This window comes from Mycolicibacterium gadium (assembly GCF_010728925.1).
GTDB lineage: Bacteria > Actinomycetota > Actinomycetes > Mycobacteriales > Mycobacteriaceae > Mycobacterium > Mycobacterium gadium.
In genome coordinates this window covers 4,035,979-4,050,263 of sequence record NZ_AP022608.1, presented here as the reverse complement: position 1 = coordinate 4,050,263, position 14,285 = coordinate 4,035,979, and the positions used below count along the sequence as shown (strand labels likewise).

General features: G+C 65.4%; 17 protein-coding genes, 3 tRNA genes and 1 pseudogene. 12 read left to right on the top strand and 9 right to left on the bottom strand.

Going from position 1 to position 14,285, the window contains the following annotated elements:
• Positions 1-11 precede the first annotated feature (11 nt).
• Entirely contained in the window at positions 12-995 is a 984-nt protein-coding gene (locus G6N36_RS20050; protein WP_163688611.1) for an NAD(P)H-quinone oxidoreductase, read from the bottom strand.
• Between the two features lie 79 nt (positions 996-1,074).
• Here G6N36_RS20050 and G6N36_RS20045 point away from each other — a divergent pair, with 79 nt between their 5' ends.
• The 4 genes from G6N36_RS20045 (at position 1,075) to G6N36_RS20030 (ending at position 2,691) form a co-directional block, all read left to right on the top strand.
• Positions 1,075-1,587 carry a MarR family winged helix-turn-helix transcriptional regulator gene (locus G6N36_RS20045; protein ID WP_083126391.1) on the top strand — a complete coding sequence of 171 codons (513 nt, stop codon included), beginning with the start codon at positions 1,075-1,077 and terminating at the stop codon, positions 1,585-1,587.
• A 31-nt stretch (positions 1,588-1,618) separates the two neighbouring features.
• Positions 1,619-1,708 (top strand) — tRNA-Ser (locus G6N36_RS20040).
• Positions 1,709-1,752: 44 nt separating this feature from the next.
• Positions 1,753-2,301 carry a dihydrofolate reductase family protein gene (locus G6N36_RS20035; protein ID WP_163690779.1) on the top strand — a complete coding sequence of 183 codons (549 nt, stop codon included), beginning with the start codon at positions 1,753-1,755 and terminating at the stop codon, positions 2,299-2,301.
• A 57-nt stretch (positions 2,302-2,358) separates the two neighbouring features.
• Positions 2,359-2,691, top strand: coding sequence for a hypothetical protein (locus G6N36_RS20030; protein ID WP_163683904.1), 333 nt, complete (start codon positions 2,359-2,361; stop codon positions 2,689-2,691).
• Here the strand turns inward: G6N36_RS20030 and pdxR are convergent.
• Positions 2,688-4,070 (bottom strand): MocR-like pyridoxine biosynthesis transcription factor PdxR, encoded by a 1,383-nt coding sequence (gene pdxR, locus G6N36_RS20025; protein ID WP_163688610.1) that lies wholly within the window; start codon positions 4,068-4,070, stop codon positions 2,688-2,690. The genes G6N36_RS20030 and pdxR overlap by 4 nt on opposite strands.
• Before the next feature lie 46 nt (positions 4,071-4,116).
• On the opposite strand from pdxR, the gene G6N36_RS20020 reads away from it, so the two are divergent.
• The gene (locus G6N36_RS20020) at positions 4,117-4,530 is read left to right on the top strand and encodes a hypothetical protein (protein WP_163688609.1); all 414 of its coding nucleotides are present in this window, start codon (positions 4,117-4,119) and stop codon (positions 4,528-4,530) included.
• Positions 4,530-5,438: an NAD-dependent epimerase/dehydratase family protein gene (locus G6N36_RS20015; protein WP_163688608.1), complete on the top strand. Its 909-nt coding sequence runs from the start codon at positions 4,530-4,532 to the stop codon at positions 5,436-5,438. Before G6N36_RS20020 ends, G6N36_RS20015 begins: the two co-directional genes overlap by 1 nt.
• On the opposite strand, the gene G6N36_RS20010 is transcribed toward G6N36_RS20015, so the two are convergent.
• Together G6N36_RS20010 and G6N36_RS20005 are read right to left on the bottom strand one after the other, a co-directional pair.
• Positions 5,425-6,249 carry a crotonase/enoyl-CoA hydratase family protein gene (locus tag G6N36_RS20010; protein ID WP_163688607.1) on the bottom strand — a complete coding sequence of 275 codons (825 nt, stop codon included), beginning with the start codon at positions 6,247-6,249 and terminating at the stop codon, positions 5,425-5,427. The genes G6N36_RS20015 and G6N36_RS20010 overlap by 14 nt on opposite strands.
• A 20-nt stretch (positions 6,250-6,269) precedes the next feature.
• Entirely contained in the window at positions 6,270-6,704 is a 435-nt protein-coding gene (locus tag G6N36_RS20005) for a hypothetical protein (protein ID WP_163688606.1), read from the bottom strand.
• A 41-nt stretch (positions 6,705-6,745) separates the two neighbouring features.
• On the opposite strand from G6N36_RS20005, the gene G6N36_RS20000 reads away from it, so the two are divergent.
• Positions 6,746-7,327 (top strand): TIGR03086 family metal-binding protein, encoded by a 582-nt coding sequence (locus G6N36_RS20000; RefSeq protein WP_163688605.1) that lies wholly within the window; start codon positions 6,746-6,748, stop codon positions 7,325-7,327.
• Here G6N36_RS20000 and G6N36_RS19995 read toward each other — a convergent pair.
• From G6N36_RS19995 to hisC, 3 genes are read right to left on the bottom strand one after another with little or no spacing between them, the layout of a single operon-like run.
• A complete protein-coding gene (locus tag G6N36_RS19995) occupies positions 7,324-7,824 on the bottom strand; it encodes a DUF4334 domain-containing protein (protein ID WP_163688604.1) in 501 nt (166 codons plus the stop codon). The genes G6N36_RS20000 and G6N36_RS19995 overlap by 4 nt on opposite strands.
• Complete coding sequence (locus tag G6N36_RS19990; RefSeq protein WP_163688603.1) at positions 7,784-8,248, bottom strand: DUF4334 domain-containing protein; 465 nt, start codon at positions 8,246-8,248, stop codon at positions 7,784-7,786. The genes G6N36_RS19995 and G6N36_RS19990 overlap by 41 nt, the downstream gene beginning before the upstream one ends.
• On the bottom strand, positions 8,245-9,300 hold the full coding sequence (gene hisC, locus G6N36_RS19985) for a histidinol-phosphate transaminase (protein ID WP_163688602.1): 1,056 nt from the start codon (positions 9,298-9,300) through the stop codon (positions 8,245-8,247). The genes G6N36_RS19990 and hisC overlap by 4 nt, the downstream gene beginning before the upstream one ends.
• Positions 9,301-9,394: 94 nt before the next feature.
• Between hisC and G6N36_RS19980 the strand changes: the two genes are divergently transcribed.
• From G6N36_RS19980 to G6N36_RS19965, 4 genes are all read left to right on the top strand, one after another.
• Positions 9,395-9,486: transfer RNA gene (locus tag G6N36_RS19980), tRNA-Ser, on the top strand.
• A 16-nt stretch (positions 9,487-9,502) separates the two neighbouring features.
• A tRNA-Arg gene (locus G6N36_RS19975) sits at positions 9,503-9,575 on the top strand.
• A 93-nt stretch (positions 9,576-9,668) separates the two neighbouring features.
• On the top strand, positions 9,669-10,757 hold the full coding sequence (gene tnpB, locus G6N36_RS30380) for an IS607 family element RNA-guided endonuclease TnpB (protein ID WP_372512397.1): 1,089 nt from the start codon (positions 9,669-9,671) through the stop codon (positions 10,755-10,757).
• A 61-nt stretch (positions 10,758-10,818) separates the two neighbouring features.
• Positions 10,819-11,957 (top strand): IS3 family transposase gene (locus G6N36_RS19965; RefSeq protein ID WP_163688600.1). Its coding sequence is split into 2 segments (ribosomal slippage): positions 10,819-11,089 and positions 11,089-11,957, totalling 1,140 coding nucleotides; the frame shifts between segments, so codons are not numbered across the junction.
• A gap of 49 nt (positions 11,958-12,006) precedes the next feature.
• On the opposite strand, the pseudogene G6N36_RS29930 reads toward G6N36_RS19965, so the two are convergent.
• Both G6N36_RS29930 and G6N36_RS19960 read right to left on the bottom strand, forming a co-directional pair.
• Positions 12,007-12,117, bottom strand: a pseudogene (locus G6N36_RS29930) (recombinase family protein); the annotation flags it as partial.
• Positions 12,118-12,456: 339 nt separating this feature from the next.
• Positions 12,457-12,876 carry a YHS domain-containing (seleno)protein gene (locus G6N36_RS19960; protein ID WP_163688599.1) on the bottom strand — a complete coding sequence of 140 codons (420 nt, stop codon included), beginning with the start codon at positions 12,874-12,876 and terminating at the stop codon, positions 12,457-12,459.
• A gap of 391 nt (positions 12,877-13,267) precedes the next feature.
• Between G6N36_RS19960 and G6N36_RS19955 the strand changes: the two genes are divergently transcribed.
• Positions 13,268-14,206, top strand: a complete 939-nt coding sequence (locus tag G6N36_RS19955; RefSeq protein WP_163688598.1) for a class I SAM-dependent DNA methyltransferase — start codon at positions 13,268-13,270, stop codon at positions 14,204-14,206.
• Positions 14,207-14,285 lie beyond the last annotated feature (79 nt).

The window sequence follows — 14,285 nt, the reverse complement described above, 5'->3', positions numbered from 1 at the left end:
CCTAGCCAACGTCAATCTGCTACGCGCAGAAGGATTTTCCCCGACACATCGCCGGACTCGAGCAACTCGTGCGCTTCACCGGCCTGCTCGATTCCGAACTCGGCGCCGATGATCGGACGGACCTCACCGGCGGCGATCATCGGCCATACGTTGGCGACGACCTCGGCGACGATCTCGCCCTTACTGGCGGGACCGCTCACCGGACGCGACCGTAGCGCGGTCGCGATCACCCCGGCACGCTTGCCGAGGAGTTTCGCGATGTTCAGTTCGCCTTTGACTCCGCCCTGCATACCGATGATCACCAAGCGGCCGTCGGGGGCGAGCGCGTCGACATTGCGGTCGAGATAGGAGGCCCCCATGATGTCGAGAATCACGTCGGCGCCGGCGCCGCCGGTCTCCGCGCGCACACGTTCGACGAAATCCTCGTCGCGGTATCCGATGACGATCTCGGCGCCGAGCTCGGCGCACAGATCCTGCTTGTTCTGCGCTCCGGCCGTCACCGCAACCCGGCATCCGAGGGCAATGCCGACCTGAATCGCGTGGGTGCCGATACCGCTGGCGCCGCCATGGACGAGGACGACCTGACCCGCCGACAGGCCCGCGGTCATCACGAGGTTCGACCACACCGTGCACGCGACCTCTGGCAGGGCGGCGGCGTGCGGCAATGGCACCGACTCCGGCACGGGCATTACCTGCGGCGCGGGGACGGCGACGTACTCGGCGTAGCCTCCGCCCGCCAGCAGGGCACAAACCGGCTGTCCGACGTCCCAGCCGGTTACCCCTTCGCCCAGCGCGGCGATGGTCCCCGACACCTCCAGCCCGAGGGTCTCGCTGGCTCCCGGTGGCGGCGGATACTTGCCCGCGGCCTGCAACAGGTCGGCTCGGTTGACCCCCGCGGCGCTGATCTTGATCAATATCTCGTCTTCGCCGGGGGCAATGTCAGTAACTTCTTGCCAGGTCAACTGACCTTTGCTGGCTACCACGATGGAATGCATTCAAATAAGCCTACTAGCCTGCGAGAACGCGTCTGTATGTTCCTGCCCCAGCAACGCATTGGGGATTTACCATTGCCGGATGGAGAGGATCATAGGGGGGCGTACAGCCAGTGATATGCCTGGGCTGGACATCGCCGAACAGAGGTCGTGGCAACACTTCCTCGACTCGGCGCTACGGATGTACGCGACCCTCAACAGGTCGCTTTTGGACGAGCATCAACTGACCCTCAACGATGTGCGGTTGCTCGACATCTTGGACAAGTCGACAACAGGGTCATCGCGGATGGGAGATCTGGCAGACGCTCTCATGTCGTTGCCCAGTCGCGTCACGCGGCAGATCCGCCGCCTGGAATTGCAGGGTCTGGTGCGGCGCGGTGCGAGTCCCGAGGACGGTCGCGGCGTGCTCGCCACCATCACCGACGAGGGCAGGACCGCGGTACGCGAGGCCATGGCGACCTACGGCGAGGGCGTGCGGGTGCACTTCCTCGGCCGATTGTCGCGTCCGCAGATCGCGGCGATGGGGGAGAACTGCAGGCGCATCAGCGTCGCGCTCAAGACCGCGGCGCCGCCGGCGAAGCTTGGCCGCGTCTGAGCCGTAACCACCCACCAGTACGCTTGTCGACGGTGGCGTGGCAGAGCGGCCTAATGCACTCGCCTTGAAAGCGAGAGACGGCTAAAACCGTCCGGGGGTTCAAATCCCTCCGCCACCGCCATCTGGCCGCGATGACTTTCGGCCCGCATGCTGGTCAGAATCCGTATGGCGACCTTCATGTATTCGGCGGCAATGTCGCTCGACGGTTTCATCGCCGGTCCCGGCGGCGACATGTCGTGGATGGCGGCCTATGTCGGCCCCAACCCCGTTGTCGAGGAATTGATCACGCAGACCGGTGCACTCCTGGTCGGCAATCGAACGTTCTCCGGCGACGACCCGATGAAGGGCACCGAGGGCGAGGGTGAGGCGTTCGGCGGCGGATGGGACGGTCCGCAGTATGTGGTGACGCACCGTCCACCGGCCGTGTCTCCACCGGGCGTGACGTTCGTCGCCGACATAGGTACGGCCATCAAAGAATCCGGCTCCGCGGCGGGAGACAAATACGTCAACATTCTGGGAGCTGACGTGGCTGCCCAATGCCTGGTGGCCGGTGTGCTGGACGAGGTCGTGGTGAGCGTGCTGCCCGTATTCATCGGCGATGGCACCCGCCTCTTCGACCATCCGGGCGGCCACCTGGTGCGCCTAGCTCAGCTAAGCGTTGCGCACACGTCGCGAGTTACGAATCTGCGCTACCGAGTCGAGTCGAAACCTTAACAACCCCACAGCGATTCCACACTGGGCGAGCGCCGACCACGGCAGTAATCTTCGTCCATGAGCGCAACGGTGGGGGCCGTGATCGGAATCTCGTTGCTGGCCTTGTCATGTGTGGTGGTGGTGGGTTGGCTGATGTGGAGTAGCCGCATCAGCCAGCGCGGTTCGGCCGAGGAAAAATATCGCCGAAGTTATATGGAACTGCACAGCCCGCGTAACCGTAAGGCGATGAAAGCCAGGCAGCGCCGCAATATGTGGGCGGCTGGGTCGGCCGGCGCCGCCGGAATCGGCTATGTCGGCACCGGTGGCTCCGACAACGGCGGTTGTGGCGGTGCCGGATGTGGCGGAGGCGGCTGCGGCGGTGGCGGGGGATGTGGCGGTGGCGGCAGCTAACGAAGCGCCCGAGCCAATTCCCGCACGCCCCGTTCGATTTGCGACTCTGTGAGATTGGCGTAGCCGAGCAGCAATCCCGGTGGCGCCGTGTCGGGTTCGGCGTAACACCGGGCCACCGGCTCGACCCTGACGCGGACCTTCTTGGCGTGCGCGACCAGGGTGTCGAGGGGAAATGTGTCGGGAAACCGTACGGTGAGATGGACGCCGGCCGCGGCACCCAGCACCGTAGCGTCGGGCAGGTGCCGTGCTAGCGCGTCCAGCAGCGCTGCCCGGCGGGTCTGATACCGCTTGCGCATCTGCCGCAGATGACGGTCGTACTCACCCGATGTCAGGAACTGGGCGAAGGCCACCTGATCCATCACCGAACCTCCGGTGTCGGCAAGCCATTTCGACGAGATGACCGCCTTGGCGAGGTGCGGGGGCAACACCATCCACCCGATGCGCAGGCCGGGAGCCAGCGTCTTACTCGTCGAACCCACGTACACCACGCGATCGGGCGCCATGCCCTGTAATGACCCGACAGGCGCACGGTCGTAACGGTATTCGGCGTCGTAGTCGTCCTCGATGACCAGGTGACCGGCGCGGGCCCACTCCATCAGCGCGGTGCGCCGCGGTGCCGATAGCACGACGCCGGTCGGTGACTGGTGCGCCGGGGTGGTCAGCACCGCTTCCGCACCGCTGCTCGCGAGGGCATCGACATCGATCCCCTCGTCATCGACGGGTACAGGAATAGGCTCCACACCGTTGTGCTGCAGTATCTTTCGGTGTTGCCAGAATCCGGGATCCTCCATCGCCAGCGGCGTGGTCCGCAACGTTTGGCCCAGTAGCGCGATGGCCTGTGTCACGCCGGAGGAGATGACGATGTGTTGCGGATCGGCCAGCACCCCGCGGGTGCGACGCAGATAGTCCGCGATCGCGACGCGTGTCTCGAGCAGACCCTGGGGTGTGACGTAGCCGAAAGCGTCGGACTCGAGACCGGCCAGCCCTTGCCTCAGCGCCCGCAGCCACGCCTGCCGTGGAAAGCTGGACAGGTCAGGCGATCCGGGAAAGAAGTCGACGTCGAAGCGCGGCGGTTCCGCGGATCTGTACGTTGGGGCGGTCGCCACATCGACCGTGGCGACGCGTGTTCCCGAACCGCGCGTGCTGAGCAGGAAGCCCTCCGCGACCAGTTGGCTGTAGGCATCCACGACTAGCCGACGCGACACGTTGAGGTCGGCAGCGAGCACGCGGCTCGACGGCAGCCGGGTGTGCGGTGCCAGGCGGCCCGTACGGATCGCGTCGCGCAGTCCGTTGGCGAGCTGGTGATGCAGTGACGCCGGCGCCGTCCTGTCGAGTTCGACCAGCAGCTCCGGACCGGAAGTGGTACCCGAAGTAGTCATCAAAGTGGCACCCATCTTGAGGCCAGTCTCGTATTAGCGTGACGGTATGACGACGACTCCCACCCGCACAAGAGGCGGCTTCGTCGAGGTGACGCTGATCGTCTTCGGTACCTATGCCCTGGGTATCGGGCTGTTCATGCTGTTCTTCCCGGGTACGTTCTTCGACACCCTCGGCAACTTCGGCGTGCGCAACGATCACTTCATCTTCGACAACGCGACGTTCGAGATCCCGCAGGGCCTGCTGCTGCTCGCCGCGGTGCGACGGGTGTCGTGGCGGGTACCGGCCCTGGCCTTCGCGACGCTGCACTGGGCGCTGCACTCACTGAGCCACATCATCGACCCCCACCACGGCGCCGGTGACCTGATCGGCTGGCTGGAAGCGGGGGGCCTGGTGTTCACGACGGTGATACTCGCCATTGCGTTGCGCGCCGCCATCGCCACGGAGAAGGGCGTGCGCTGATGCGGGTACTGGTTGCCGGTGCGACGAGCGTGCCCGGCCTTCCGTTGTTGCGGGAGTTGAACTCTCGCGGGTTCGAGGTGATCGGTGTGACCCGGACGTCGTCGAAGACGTCACAGATCGCAGCGACGGGCGCCAAGCCAGTGGTGGCCGACGTGCTCGATGCCGACGAAATCGACAAAGTCGTCGCCGACGTCGGGCCCGAGGTGGTGATCTCGCTGCTGACCACCCTGCCGAAGTGGGGTCCCAAGCGCCCCAAGGATTTCGAACCCGCACGGGAACTCTGGGGTGTCGGCGCGCCGAACCTCGTGCGAGCCGCGCAGCGGGCAGGCGTACGTCGCGTCGTCGCGGAGTCGGTGGTTTTCGCGTACGGCTATCCGCGTTCCGGACCTCCCGCGGTGGACGAAACCGACCTCTATCCGGGTCCGCCACCGCCGGGTGGCGACGCCATGCTGGCCGCGCTGCGCGGTATGGAGCAGGCGGTGCTGACCTCCGGCGAGCACAGCGACACCGAGGGAATTGTGTTGCGCTACGGCATCTTTTACGGGCCAGATGTGCCGCACGACGAGCTATTCGTCAAGCTGGCCAAGTGGTGGGTGATGCCGGCGATGACGGGTGATGGCGTCGTCTCGTGGATACACATCGATGATGTCGCGAAGATCACGGCAGACGCCGTGACGAAGGGCCGCGGCGGTGAGGTCTACAACATCGTCGACGACCGGCCGCAGTCGTTCGGTGATTACGTGCGGGAGTTGTCAGCGAAACTGGGCCGACCGCGGCCGCTGCCGATCTCGCACAAACTGGTGGGTCTCGTCGCGTCGTATCCGGCAACGGCATTCGGCACGACGTGGCTGCCGCTGTCGAATGCAAAGGCGAAGGCCGAGTTCGGCTGGACCCCTATTCCCCGGTGAAGTTGGGCGGCCGCTTCTCGAACGTCGCCGTGATCCCTTCGCCCAAATCCTTCGACGGCAGAAACGCCGAATTCCACACCGCGACATAGCGCAGGCTTTCCGACACCCTGGCGATGCGCTGCTGATCGAGCACGTCCTTGACACCACTGACGACCAGCGGCGGATTCGCGGCGATCTCGGCGGCGGTCGCATGCGCGGCGGCCAGCGAGGCCTCGGCGTCCTCATAGACGTCGTTGACGAGTCCGATCTTCTCGGCACGCGCGGCGTCGATGTCCTTGCCCGTGAGCGCCAGCTCGCGCAGGTGCCCGTCGGACAGGATCAGCGGAAGGCGAGCCAGGCTGCCCACGTCGGCGACGATCGCGATCTTGACCTCGCGCACCGAGAACTTGGCGTCGGCGCTCGCATAGCGCATGTCGACGGCCGAGATCAGGTCGACGCCCCCGCCGATGCACCAGCCGTGCACCGATGCGATGGTCGGGGTGCGGCAGTCGGCGACGGCGTTGATGGCGCCCTGCATACGCAGGATCGTGGCGTGCAGTTCCGCGCGCGGACGAGCCGTCGCCCCGTCGGACATGACGCCGGACAGCGTGCCGCCCATCGCCATCAGGTCGAGCCCGTAGCTGAAGTTCTTGCCTGAACCCGTCAGCACGATCGCGCGCACATCGCGGTCAGCGTCGAGCTCGGCGAACACCTCGGGCATCTCGGCCCAGAAGGCCGGCCCCATGGCGTTGCCCTTGCCGGGACCGACCAGCGTCACCTGTGCGACGTGGTCCTTGATGTCGACGGTGACGGATTCGTAAGTGTCGCCCATGGGTGCAGGCTAGTCACCACTCACGGTGGGCCCGACACCACCTCGCTGACCTTCATGTCCGGCATGAACTGGCACATGGCGCCGGCCATGAGCATTGCCGTCAGCTCCGCCATTTCCTCGGTCACACCATCCTCGTTGAGGATCGCCTTGACGACGGCCTTCTGGGTGGCCTCGTCGAGGCCGGTGTACTCCTCGCATGTCATCGTCTGCGCGTTCGCCGGCGCGGGGACGTCGGGCACATCGTTACCCGGGAATCCGGGGAGGCCCGGTATGTCGGGAAGCTCGATGTTCGGCAGGCCTGGAATCGTCGGCTGACTCGTCTCGTTGTCCCCTGACGAGATCGGGGGCCCAGGCTCGGTCGTCATGGCGACGGTGCCCTCGGTGGTGCGTGAGCACCCGGCGGCCAGGCCCACCACGATCAGGGCCGATGCGCCCACCCGCACGTACGTCTTCATCTGGGCAACGATAGGCGCAAGCGGGACGTAGCGTGGCACCCATGACGGACGATTTGCGCGCCGGACCGGATTCCCCGCCGGCGGACGAACTGGAGAGTGCAGAAGCGACGTTCGCCGTGTTGCAGCACGTGCTGCACGGCATCGCCGACGACGACCTCGAAAAGCAGACGCCGTGCCGCGAGTTCGACGTGGCCGGCCTCACCGATCACCTGATGAACTCGATCACGGTGCTCGGCGGTGCGGCGGGGGCGGAGTTCCCCGAGCGGGACCGGACGGACTCGGTGGAGCGGCAGGTGGTCCTCGCCGGCCGGCCCGCGCTGGACGCGTGGAAACGGCGCGGTCTCGACGGCACGGTGCCCTTCGGGAACGGCGAGGCGCCCGCGACGATGATGGCGGGCATCCTGTCGCTCGAATTTCTGGTCCACGCCTGGGATTACGCCCTGGCGGTCGGCCGCGAGCTGAATGCGCCCGATTCGCTGACCGACTACGTCATGGGGCTGGCGACCAAGGTCATCACCCCGCAGGGTCGCGCCCGCGCGGGCTTCGACGATCCGGTCGACATCCCCGCCGACGCCGCGTCGTTGGACAGGCTGCTGGCGTTCACCGGCCGCCGGCCGGGCTAGACACGCTCCAGGTAGAAGTACAGGAACCTGTCTCCGTCGAGCGCGCCCTTGCCGTTCATGATGCCCACGACGGCGTTGTCGTCGACGACCTTGAAGTGGTCGTGCACCGGCCTGCCGTCGTAGACCATCGAGGCGACGATTTCGCCCCGGAACTCCTCCATCCAGAGGCTGGCTTCGCCGTTCATCGCCTCGGTGTTGGAGAACTTGTGTCCGTCGGCGTCCAGGCACACCAGCGGCTTGGCGTCGGTGGCCGACACGAACGTCTTGCCGAACCAGTTCAGGCGCTTCATGAAGCCGTTGGCGCGGTGACCGGTGTCGAACTCCCCGCCCGCCCACTCGCCGATCATGAAGTCGATGCTCGCCGGTGCCAGCGTGGCCCAGAACTCGTCGAGTTCGGCATCGGAGATCCGATCCGTGCGTTCCTTCAGCGCTGCAAACGTCTTCCGAGCGTCGGTGTCAGACGCGCTCGAGGTAGAAGAAGAAATACCGGCCGCCATCGCGCGCACCCTTTCCGTTCGTGACTGCGATGACGACGTTGTCATCCACCTTTTTGAAGTGATCGTGAATCGGCATGGCGTCGTACACCATCGTCGCGGTCACTTCGCCGCGAAACTCTTCCATCCACAGGCTGGCTGAGCCGTTCATGACCTCGGTATCCGAGTACTTGTTGCCGTCCTCGTCGACGCACACCACCGGATCCACGTCGGTGGCCGAGCGGAACGTCGTGCCGAACCAGCGGTCACCCAGGAAACCGTCACCGCGATGGCCGGAGGGCAGTTCGCCGCCCCGCCATTCGCCGATCATGAAGTCGATGTCGACCGGTTCGAGCGTGGACCAGAACTGCTCCAGGTCCTCGTACGCGATCAGCCCCGTTTTCGAGGTGAGTTCACCGAACCGCTGACGGCTGGCCGGCTCGCTCATGCGTCTCGGATCCAGTTGCGGGCGAATTCCAGGAACATGTCGTTCTCGTGCGGTGCGGCGACGGTGACGCGCACCCCGTCCTCGCCGTAGGGCCGCACGATGATTCGGCTATCGGCGGCGGCGCGGGCGTACTCCTGCGCCCGGCCGGGCAGCGGCAGCCAGACGAAGTTGGCCTGCGACGGCGGCACCGTGTAACCCGCGTCGAGCAGCGCTGCCGTCACGCGGGCGCGTTCGGCGACGACAGCGTCGGTGCGGGCCAGCAGCTCGTCGGCGGCGTCCAGGCATGCGATGGCCGCGGCCTGCGAGACGCTGGTCGCGGTGAACGGGACGTATACCTTGCCGAGCGCGGTGATGATGTCCGGGTCGGCCACGGCGTAGCCGATGCGTAGCCCGGCCAGCCCGTATGCCTTCGAGAACGTGCGCAGCACAACGACATTGGCGTGGTTGTGCGCCAGCCCCAAGCTGTCCGGCAGCAGGCCGTCGCGGATGTACTCGACGTATGCCTCGTCGATGGCGATGAGAATGTCCGACGGCACGGCCTCGACGAACCTGGCCAGTTGCTCGGGGTCGACGACGGTGCTGGTGGGGTTGTTCGGGTTGCACACGAAGATCAGCCGGGTGCGGTCGGTGATCGCGGCCAGCATCGCGTCGAGGTCGTAGGTGTGGTCGGTCAGCGGCACCTGCACGGGGGTGGCGCCCGCTGTGCGGACCTGCAGCGGGTAGATCTCGAAGCTGCGCCAGCCGAACAGCACTTCGTCGCCGACCGTGGAGGTGATCTGGATCAACTGCTGGCACAAGCTGACGGACCCGCAGCCGACGGAGATGTGTTCCGGCGAGAAGTTGACGTGCTTGGCCAGGTGCTCGCGGAGCTCGACGTAGCCGTTGTCGGGGTACCTGTTGATGTTGTCGGTGGCCTTCTCGATCGCGGCCCGCACGCTGGGCAGGGGCCCGTGCACCGTCTCGTTGCTCGCGATCTTGATCGCGCCCGGCACGGTCTTGCCGGGGGTATACGCCGGTAGATCGGCAAGTTCGGGTCGCAGACGGGCGGTCACGCGATCAGTTTATGGGGACGCTCGGTGCGCCCCTGATCTGCTTTGCTTGGTGCCGTCGGGCCTGTGTACTCTGTCGGATCGGCGGTAAACGTCGGGAGGCGTGCCAGAGCGGCCGAATGGGACTCACTGCTAATGAGTTGCCCGGCTTAAACCGGGCCGGAGGTTCAAATCCTCTCGCCTCCGCCAACAACTGAATATGCATGCGCCCGTAGCTCAACGGATAGAGCATCTGACTACGGATCAGAAGGTTGGGAGTTCGAATCTCTTCGGGCGCGCTTTGAGGGTATGACGTCGGGTGATGCTTGACGTTTTGGCTTCGCTGATGGTTTGCACCTACTTCGGCTGATCCTTGACACTCCCTAGAGCCCGTGTCGCGGGGACGTCGACTTGTCGGACTCGTCTGGAACAGTTCCTGGTGTGGAAAATCCGGGAGCGAAGTCTTGACCACTAGCGGACCGCCGGGCGCCCGAGCCCCTAGTTTGGTCAGGGGTTATCGGTTCGCGCTTGACCCGACACCTTCGCAAGAACAAGCTCTTCGGTCGCACTGCGGCGCGCAGCGGTACGCGTACAACTGGGGACTGCGCAGAGTCATCGCGAATCTTGAACAGCGAGCGGCCGAGCAAACATATGGCATCAGCGATCGGGATCTCACGCCGTCGTTGGACTGGTCGGCGTATGCCTTGCGCAGATTATGGAACGACGCCAAGGATGACGTCGCTCCGTGGTGGGAGGACAATTCGAAGGAGGCGTACTCGTCAGGGCTCGCCAACTTGGCTGTCGGCCTCCGCTGTTGGGTCAAGTCGCAATCGGGCGACCGCAGAGGGCCGCGAATGCGGTTTCCACAGTTCAAGTCCAAAAAGTGCCAGATGTCATGCCGCTTTACTACTGGTGCGTTTGGCCTCTCCGATGCCGACCGGCGTCACATAAAGCTTCCTCGCATCGGCCTGGTGCGAACTCACGAGTCGACTCGCAAATTGGCGCGACGCGTCGCGGAGGGAACTGCGCGAATTAAGTCCGCCACAATTTCGTATGCGCGAGGGCGATGGTTCGTTTCCTTCTCGGTCGAGGTTCGGATGGCCCCTTCGGTACTTGGGCTGCCGCGAGAGGTAGTTGGGGTGGATCTTGGGATCCAACACCTGGCCATCTTGTCTGAGCCAGTGCGGGGTATCTCCGACGCCGCAGGAATGGTTGCCAACCCCGCTCATCTCGAGCAGGTCAACAAGACGCTCCGTCGGTTGCAACGCAAGGCGACGCGAAGAGAGGGGCCCGACAGGCGCACCGGAAAGCCTCCGTCGCGCCGTTGGTATCGCGCCCAAGACAAAGTGAATCGACTTCACACTCGGGTCGCCAACGCCCGAATCAATGCACTCCACAGATTGACGACCTCATTGTCCGAACGATTCGACCAAATTGTGATCGAGGATCTCAATATTGCGGGTGAGGTGAGCCCGCCGTAGTGGTCCAGCCGTTGTGCGACTCTGTTGCCCGGTGTTCGGGCAAGGAAGAATCGACAACGACATGGCATCGAACAAGCGCTGGCGGCATACGCCGGATCAGATCATCCGCAAGCTGGCCGAGGGCAACAAACTCCTCGGGACCGGCCAGGAACTGGGCGAGGTGTGCCGACACCTCGAGATCGCGGAGTCGACGTGGCATCGCTGGATTGCCCAGTACGGCGGCATGAAGGCCAACGAGGCCAAAAGACTCAAGGAACTCGAAGCGGAGAACACCCGGCTCAAGAAGCTGGTTGCCAACCAGGCCCTCGACATCGACATGCTCAAGGAGATCTCGGCGGGAAACTTCTGACCCCGAACCGCAAGCGCAGCGCCGTCACGGCGCTGCGCGACCGGTTCGGGGTGTCCGAACGCCGCGCCTGCACGGTGGTGGGCATCCACCGTTCCACGATGCGCCACAGGCCGCCGCCGATCACCGCCGAGGAAAACGAGCTACGTGCCTGGCTGCGCCGGTTCTCGGTGGACCGGCCTCGCTGGGGATGGCGACGGGCAGCCAAACTGGCCCGCCGAGCCGGCTGGAAAGTCAACGACAAACGCATCCGCCGTCTATGGCGTGAGGAAGGCCTGCAGGTCCCGAAGCGCCGCAAGAAGAAGCGGTTGACCGGTATCGGTGTCGCCGTGGGGGCGATGTCACCGATACGTCCGAACGTGATCTGGGCGATGGACTTCCAGTTCGATACCACCGCCGATGGCCGCACCCTGAAGATGTTGAACGTGATCGACGAGTTCACCCGCGAAGCCCTCGCGATCGACGTCGATCGCGCCGTCGACGCCGACCGCGTTGTCGATGTCTTGGATCGCCTGGCACTGCACCACGGGGCGCCGGTCTACGTGCGCTTCGACAACGGTCCCGAGTTCGTGGCGCACGCCGTCAGTGATTGGTGCAGATTCAACGGCGCCGGTTCACTTTTCATCGATCCCGGCTCGCCGTGGCAGAACGCCTGGATCGAGTCGTTCAACGGCAGGCTACGCGATGAACTGCTCAACTCATGGCGCTTTGACTCGCTGCTGGAAGCCCGCGTGATCATCGAAGACTGGCGCTGCGACTACAACATCAACAGACCCCACTCCGCCCACGGCGAACTCACCCCGGCCGAGTTCGCCCTACAGTGGACCACGACCCATCAACCCCGCGCCGCATAACGACTGCACCACCAAACCCGGAGCCGCCCCAGTCCCCCCAGTCTTGGGCCGATCCGGAGAGCTTGTCCGTAAAGACGCGTTCCGCGTCGACACCGATGGCGGTGAGTGCGGCGAGCTGGCCGTCGAGGTCTTGGACGGTGGTAGCGACCCGTGCATAACCCCAATACGGTCGTCGCCGTCATGGGCCAACCGTATTGCCCACCGACACTGGAGATTCGAGACATCCCGTGTGAGACAGGATACGAGACACCGCGACCTGGACCGACGGACCGGGGAGTGGTCCTGTGGATGTGCCTCTTTCTACATTTGCGACGGGCTCCCGCCCGGCCGACTGGGACCGGGCGGGTACCGAACAGCCCATGCAGCACTTAGGAGGGCGGGCACCCAGCAGTTGCCGGCAATAGCGCAAGATGTTCGCCCGGCTCTGGGCGGTCGGTTTCCGCCGTATCCGGCGTTGACACACGCGGATGACGGACTGGTTCGCCCTGCGGTCCTGTAGTTACTTGCCGTGCTCGCTGACCAGGCCTGGCCAGTTGTTGTCCGCCTTGGCCACGTTTTGCTCATGGTCCTTGTCGAACTCTTTGCGAAGCTCCGCGTTCAAGATCACTGTCAGTTTGCCGTCATGAACCTGCCAGGTGTTGATGATGTCCACCGGGAACAACGCGCCCACCGAGACACCGAAAGCGCAAAACCCTCCATATTGCGGTGCATATTTTCCGGGGTCCGCCTCGAACGTCTGCTGGTGCTCCTTGGTGGCGAACATATACACGGCACCCTGATACGTCGCCGTGATGGCGGGATCACCGTTCACCGGCTGCTGATCGGCGAAGAAAGCGACCGGATCAAAGCCGTCGAGGGCGAAGCCACTCGCGCCGGCGATGTTGACGAGGGTGGGTGAAGTGATAGATGGAGTGCTCATGGGTTTTCCTTCTGTCGGTTGATCTGAACGGACCTCGCCACCGAAAGCGTGGCGAGTAATGTTCAGACGCCCCGATACCCTGCAGCGTTACACCGCGCGGGCAACTTTATCGCCCGCGGAGCGGAGGATTGGAAATATGGTCTGCACCGAGGTGCTCCGTCGATGCCACTGCCGAAAAGCTGGCAACGGCGATCGCGGACGGAGGCAACAAGTGGACCGGCAAGGCTCCTCGCACGCATCTCGCGCTATTCCGCGGACTGATTCTCCCGGTTCGCGAGTTCGCTGGTGGCCCTGCGGCACTCGGCTAGAAACCCACCACGAACCTGGGGTGCCGGCGCGTCCGCATCGCCTACCCACGCCGCCGTCAGCGAGACAAACGAACCCATACCCGATGCGCGCATCGTCCGACATCGGCGTGCGCGACCTGGTGCTCGCCAGCGGGCCGCGAAATCGCCTGGGCTGCCTCGTGCACACCGCCCACCACGCGCGTAAGCGCAGCGCCGCCGCGGTGCGACGTCGCATCGTCGCCGATCGGCATCCACTCAGCGGACTTCGACGCATGAGCGCGAAGTCCGCCGCCGACCACGACCCGGCCCTGTTCTACTCGGGGCTGGTGGCCGAACTCTACGAGCCGCTGGCGAGCGAGCACGCCAAGGCAGACGATTACGTGTGCTTCCTGGACGCCGCAGGCGCCCCCGCCCTCGAGCTCTGTTGCGGCTCGGGCCTGCCCCTGCTCGAGCTGCTCGCGCGGGGCTACGACGTGCACGGGGTCGATGCCTCGTCCGAGATGCTCGCGCGTTGCCATGCCGAGGCCACACGCCGAGGTCTCGACGTCACGCTGTTCGAGCAGCGTATGCAGGACCTCGACCTGCCTCACCGCTACCGCGCGATCTTCCTGGCCGGCGCGAGCTTCACGTTGCTCACCAGCGACGAGGACGCCCGACGCACCCTCGACGCCATGGCGGCGCACCTCGAGCCGGGCGGGCGCGTGCTGATCCCGCTCGAGGTGCCAGACCCGGACCTTCGGTCACCGATCACGCGCGAGACGCTGGGCCCGGACGGCGCGACCCTGCGCGTGCGCGTGATGGCGATGGCCATCGACCCCGAGGCCCGCAGCCATCGCAGCACCCTGCGTCTCGAGCGGGTCGCCGCCGACGGCACCACCGAGACGCTCGAGCGGGACTGGGTGCGCCACTGGTGGACTCAGGCGCAGTTCGCGGCGATGCTCGATGAGGCCGGCTTCGCGGACGTTCACGCAGTTGGAGCGGACGGCCACACGGCGGCGCCCGACGCCCACTTTTTCGTCTTTGTGGCACACCGGCCGAGCTGAGCGCGCGCGGGCGCCGGGCTCGGGCCTCGGCTTCGCGGCTCACCCCCGGCTGCACCCAGTGCAAAATGGGGCTGGTCGC

Excerpts from the sequence above, each read along its gene's own strand:
- G6N36_RS20050 (WP_163688611.1), bottom strand. The coding sequence starts at position 995 with ATGCATTCCATCGTGGTAGCCAGCAAAGGTCAGTTGACCTGGCAAGAA.
- G6N36_RS20045 (WP_083126391.1), top strand. The coding sequence starts at position 1,075 with ATGGAGAGGATCATAGGGGGGCGTACAGCCAGTGATATGCCTGGGCTG.
- G6N36_RS20035 (WP_163690779.1), top strand. The coding sequence starts at position 1,753 with ATGGCGACCTTCATGTATTCGGCGGCAATGTCGCTCGACGGTTTCATC.
- G6N36_RS20030 (WP_163683904.1), top strand. The coding sequence starts at position 2,359 with ATGAGCGCAACGGTGGGGGCCGTGATCGGAATCTCGTTGCTGGCCTTG.
- pdxR (WP_163688610.1), bottom strand. The coding sequence starts at position 4,070 with ATGACTACTTCGGGTACCACTTCCGGTCCGGAGCTGCTGGTCGAACTC.
- G6N36_RS20020 (WP_163688609.1), top strand. The coding sequence starts at position 4,117 with ATGACGACGACTCCCACCCGCACAAGAGGCGGCTTCGTCGAGGTGACG.
- G6N36_RS20015 (WP_163688608.1), top strand. The coding sequence starts at position 4,530 with ATGCGGGTACTGGTTGCCGGTGCGACGAGCGTGCCCGGCCTTCCGTTG.
- G6N36_RS20010 (WP_163688607.1), bottom strand. The coding sequence starts at position 6,249 with ATGGGCGACACTTACGAATCCGTCACCGTCGACATCAAGGACCACGTC.
- G6N36_RS20005 (WP_163688606.1), bottom strand. The coding sequence starts at position 6,704 with ATGAAGACGTACGTGCGGGTGGGCGCATCGGCCCTGATCGTGGTGGGC.
- G6N36_RS20000 (WP_163688605.1), top strand. The coding sequence starts at position 6,746 with ATGACGGACGATTTGCGCGCCGGACCGGATTCCCCGCCGGCGGACGAA.
- G6N36_RS19995 (WP_163688604.1), bottom strand. The coding sequence starts at position 7,824 with ATGGCGGCCGGTATTTCTTCTTCTACCTCGAGCGCGTCTGACACCGAC.
- G6N36_RS19990 (WP_163688603.1), bottom strand. The coding sequence starts at position 8,248 with ATGAGCGAGCCGGCCAGCCGTCAGCGGTTCGGTGAACTCACCTCGAAA.
- G6N36_RS19960 (WP_163688599.1), bottom strand. The coding sequence starts at position 12,876 with ATGAGCACTCCATCTATCACTTCACCCACCCTCGTCAACATCGCCGGC.
- G6N36_RS19955 (WP_163688598.1), top strand. The coding sequence starts at position 13,268 with ATGCGCGCATCGTCCGACATCGGCGTGCGCGACCTGGTGCTCGCCAGC.